The organism is Microcystis sp. M49636_WE2, from assembly GCF_030065375.1.
In the GTDB taxonomy this organism is placed as follows: Bacteria; Cyanobacteriota; Cyanobacteriia; order Cyanobacteriales; family Microcystaceae; genus Microcystis; species Microcystis aeruginosa_C.
Genome location: NZ_JASJFG010000688.1, coordinates 1 through 4,125, shown reverse-complemented (window position 1 = coordinate 4,125; position 4,125 = coordinate 1). Strand labels below are relative to the sequence as shown.

The following is a 4,125-nucleotide window of genomic DNA, read 5'->3' as shown; positions in this document are numbered from 1 at the left end:
TAATACTGCCATGGTGGTTAAAGTGTTGAGGGAATTAGCGGGTAGAAGATGACGACGTTTTACCACTAATGGCAGGGTAGATTGTTCGGCGGGGGCAAAAAATTGGGTTAGGGTGGAGACAAGAAAAGTAATGACTAACAATAGGAAAAAACCGAAGGGTAAGTTAAATTCTCCCTGTAACCGGTAATGCCAATTTCTTAAACCGTCAGGCAACCAACCGAGGGGAACGGCTAAAGTTTGCTCGCGCACTAACCATAATAATAGGGGAATGATGAGGACAAAAGCCCCGCGTAAAAGGTTAGAAATAACTAAAACTTGTTTTTTTAACCATCTATCAACATATACACCCGCCACCGAACCCACTAACACCGCCGGAATTGTATTAGCAATCATTATCGCCGATACCCAGCCACTAATCGATTGATCGGCTTCTTGGTAATGGGTGGCAATTAGGGAGATCATCAGGACTAAATAGAATTTATCCGCTAATTGGGAAAAAATTCCCCCCGCCCAGAGAGTGAGAAAGCGCGGGTTTTTTAGCACTGGGGCAAAACCCTGACTAGGATTGGATTTGGGCGCACGTTTAGGCAAGCGGTTCATGGTTTCTGCGTCGGATTGCCTCGGTGAGGAATCGGAAGAATTAAAAACAGGAGTGGAAGAGTCGCTAGAATTAGCGTCGCTAGTTTCTGAGTCAAACAGTTGCATTATGATGATTTTTGCTATCTGTTTAAAATTCTAAGGGAGATAAACCCTCAACTAATGCCGAGGAGCGAAAAGTTTTTCCCAGATGATATTGAGTATAGCGGCGCAGCAGGCGATCGAGGTTAATCCAAGCTAGTTCTGAGGCAAGGTTTTCTGGTGGGGGAAAATCGGTTTTTCCTAGGCATTGCAGTAATTGCAGTTCTTGCCGCGTCAGTTTACTATCGATTTTGGGCGGGTTGATTGTTTCTGTGAGGGCAGCTAGATCTATTATTCCCCCTGCCTCGAAACTAAATCCTAGGCAATTTTCCCCAATTAAAGCTTTTCCCGTCAACAGGCAGTTATGGACTTGCGGCACTAAACCGGCAATTATTAAGAAATGAAAAATTGCTTGACAAAGGTAGGGAAGTATGTATTGATTCTCGTCGAGGACTTCAATTCTGGCCAGATGGCTGCAGATTAATTCGTATAATTCCCTCTGGGGTTGTTCGCTCAGTGCGATCGCCAAAACCAGCTCACAGAGGTATTGACTAACGGTTAGTTTGGCGAGATTTTGACTTAATTTGGGATAAGATTCGATAGTTTCAGCTTGAACGACCTTATCTAGGGATTTTCCTGCGACTATTAACAGATTATTGACCACAAATAGTTCACTTCTACCCCGGAGGGAAGATTTATACTTGCGCGCACCTGGAGCGATGGCTCTAATTAAACCATATTCGGCGGTCAAAATAGTTAAGAGGCGATCGGCTTCTCCGAAGGCCATTCCTTGCAGATTGATTCCAGTAGCTTGATAGGTACGAGACATCATTTAATAATTAGGGTTTGCCGAACAAGTTTGTTGGTGGGGACAGGGTGTGGGGTGTGGGGTGTGGGGTGTAGGGTTTTACCGATTTTGAGGGGGTCAATTACCTAATTTTCAGGGAAAAAGTCCAGGAATTTTCCCCCCGATCACTCCCATATCTGGTACTTTTTGATTGACAAAAGCTGTAAAAGTCTTAGCCAACAAGGTTTTTAGATTTTTTCGGCAAACCCTAGCTAATTGTCTCCCCAAGAAGACTTGAGCTAATCACCAAGCAAAGGGGAATCAGTCATGACTATGGAGGTTAGCGGACTCGAACCGCTGACATCCTGCTTGCAAAGCAGGCGCTCTACCAACTGAGCTAAACCCCCGATATGGTTTTTGAGACACTCTCGTTATTATAACCTATAGTGAAAAATATTACAAGTAAATTTTCCCCTTGCCTGCCATGTCTTATCTAGTCGCCACTTTTTACCAGTTTGTGGCTTTGTCAGATTATCGTCAAAAACAGCCAGAAATACAAAAATACTGCCAAGAAAGAGGAATTAAAGGAACTATTCTTCTGGCGGCCGAGGGGATTAATGCAACGATCGCCGGGAACCGTCAAGCGATCGCGGAGGTGATTAGTTGGTTAAAAACCGATACTCGTTTAGCTAATCTAGAGGTGAAAGAGTCTGTTTGTGATTATTTGCCCTTTCAACGCTTAAAAATTCGCTTAAAAAAGGAAATTGTGACTTTCGGTCAACCCAAGGCTAATCCTCTCGAAAAAACAGGAATTCATCTCAAAACTGAAGAGTGGAACCAATTGCTGAAAGAGCCGGACGTGGTAGTTATCGATACTCGTAATAATTATGAAGTGGCGATCGGTACTTTTGCAGGAGCGCTTAACCCAGAAATCCAGCATTTTCGCCAATTTCCTGAGTATATTCACGACAATTTTGATAGTATTAACAATAAAAAAATAGCTCTTTTTTGTACGGGGGGAATTCGCTGTGAAAAGGCGGCAGCTTTTTTATTAAATCAAGGCTTTTCTCAAGTTTATCAGCTAGAGGGAGGTATTTTGAAATACTTAGAAGAAGTTAGTCCCGATCAGAGTCTTTGGCAAGGAGAATGTTTTGTTTTCGATCAAAGAGTGGCCCTAACAGCTAATTTAGAGGTAGGACATTATGAAATGTGTCCCGCTTGCGGTCATCCCATCGATGAAAAAGATAAACAATCCCCCAATTACCGAACGGGAATATCTTGTCCCTATTGTAGTTGATTTTATCCTATTTAGTATCTGGTTACTTTTTCTTGCGGATTTGTGTACCAGAAATCATGTCATGAAGGGCGCGTTTTTTCTTTGTCCAGGCTGCCAGCAAAAAGCCCAAATATAAGGGAGCAGTGGAGAGAAATTTTAGTAAGTAGCGGCGATTGGCTCTCGCAAAAGATATGCGTCGGCCTTGGCTATCGGTGACGAATAAATCAAAAAACATTTTACCAATAGTGGCTTTAAAAAGATATTCTAAGAAAACATAATATAACCATTTAATCACTATTCCTAAACCAAGAGCAGTCAGGATGGCAATATGTTCGTGAGTAAAGTTAATTTTGGCTTGAATATTATAGATAATTGCCGCTATAAATAAGACAAAACCGATAATTGTTGTTCCAACTGCACTTAATCCTGCTGCATAGTAAACCCAGATTTCTTTGGGAATATCAAAATCAAGATTTAAGTTTTTAAAAGTTGACCATTGTTGTAAGCGAAAACAGATATAACCACCTAATAAAGCGGCGATAATAAGAACGATAAAAGAATCAATTAAAGAAGCTTTTAAACGGAGCCAAAACCCAGCATAACTGGGAGAAATTGCAGCGAGTAAAGAAATAATTGCAGGATTGGGAATAGAAATAATTTTAGGTTTTTCATGAGAAGAATTTTTAGTTTTTTTAGTTTGATGGGGATTGGCTTTAATATCGGTAATAATTTTTAGCAAATTTTTGGTATCTTTAGGTCGATCAATAGGTTTTTCTGCCATTAAATTATCGATAAAATCTGCTAATCGAGAAGGGATTTTTGTGGCATATTTACGCCAGTTAAATTCATTGGTATTAATATTATAAATTTTCGGGTCACTGGGTTCTTTACCGGTTAACAAAAAGACGAAAGTTTTGCCCAAAGCATAAAAGTCTGATTGGGGGACAGAGTGACCAAGAGATTGTTCAGGAGGAGCATATCCGGGGGTATAAATTCCTGTATTTTTACCTCCTGCTAGGACAGTTTTAGTCACCTGTCGTGCTGCTCCAAAATCAATTAAAACTAATTGACCATCGGGTTTTAAGATAATATTAGAGGGTTTGATATCACGATGATAGAATTTATGTTTATGAACTTCATGGAGAATATTAGCTAACTGAGTTAACCAATCCAAAGCGAGATTATAATCAATCGGTTTAAATCCTCTTTGTTTTTGATATTCTTCTAAGTCAATACCAGCAATTTTCTCCATGACTAAACAGTGTAAAGCAGTTTGACTCTCCCGGGGATGATAAATAAAATAGTTTTCTCCTTTGGGAATACCGGGGTGATTTAATTGTTTTAAAAGATTGGCTTCCTGTTGAAATAAATCAATAGCTTTGCT

Annotated in this window: 4 protein-coding genes and 1 tRNA gene; 1 reads left to right on the top strand and 4 read right to left on the bottom strand. The window is 40.3% G+C overall.

Annotation, left to right across the window (positions count from 1 at the left end; all coding sequences use genetic code 11):
• The 3 genes from PX484_RS15805 to PX484_RS15795 form a co-directional block, all read right to left on the bottom strand.
• A partial coding sequence (locus tag PX484_RS15805; protein WP_502882753.1) for an MFS transporter occupies positions 1–705 on the bottom strand: 705 nt, incomplete at its 3' end.
• Positions 706–727: 22 nt separating this feature from the next.
• Positions 728–1,510 carry a DNA repair protein RecO gene (recO, locus tag PX484_RS15800; protein WP_287664966.1) on the bottom strand — a complete coding sequence of 261 codons (783 nt, stop codon included), beginning with the start codon at positions 1,508–1,510 and terminating at the stop codon, positions 728–730.
• Between the two features lie 289 nt (positions 1,511–1,799).
• A tRNA-Ala gene (locus PX484_RS15795) sits at positions 1,800–1,872 on the bottom strand.
• 77 nt (positions 1,873–1,949) lie between these two features.
• Between PX484_RS15795 and trhO the strand changes: the two genes are divergently transcribed.
• Entirely contained in the window at positions 1,950–2,762 is an 813-nt protein-coding gene (gene trhO / locus PX484_RS15790) for an oxygen-dependent tRNA uridine(34) hydroxylase TrhO (RefSeq protein ID WP_004268551.1), read from the top strand.
• 22 nt (positions 2,763–2,784) lie between these two features.
• Here trhO and PX484_RS15785 read toward each other — a convergent pair.
• The coding region (locus PX484_RS15785) for a protein kinase domain-containing protein (protein ID WP_288104667.1) at positions 2,785–4,125 on the bottom strand (1,341 nt) is incomplete at its 5' end.

What these genes read in the sequence shown, in the direction of transcription:
- recO (WP_287664966.1), bottom strand. Translation starts at nt 1,510, where the DNA reads ATGATGTCTCGTACCTATCAAGCTACTGGAATCAATCTGCAAGGAATG.
- trhO (WP_004268551.1), top strand. Translation starts at nt 1,950, where the DNA reads ATGTCTTATCTAGTCGCCACTTTTTACCAGTTTGTGGCTTTGTCAGAT.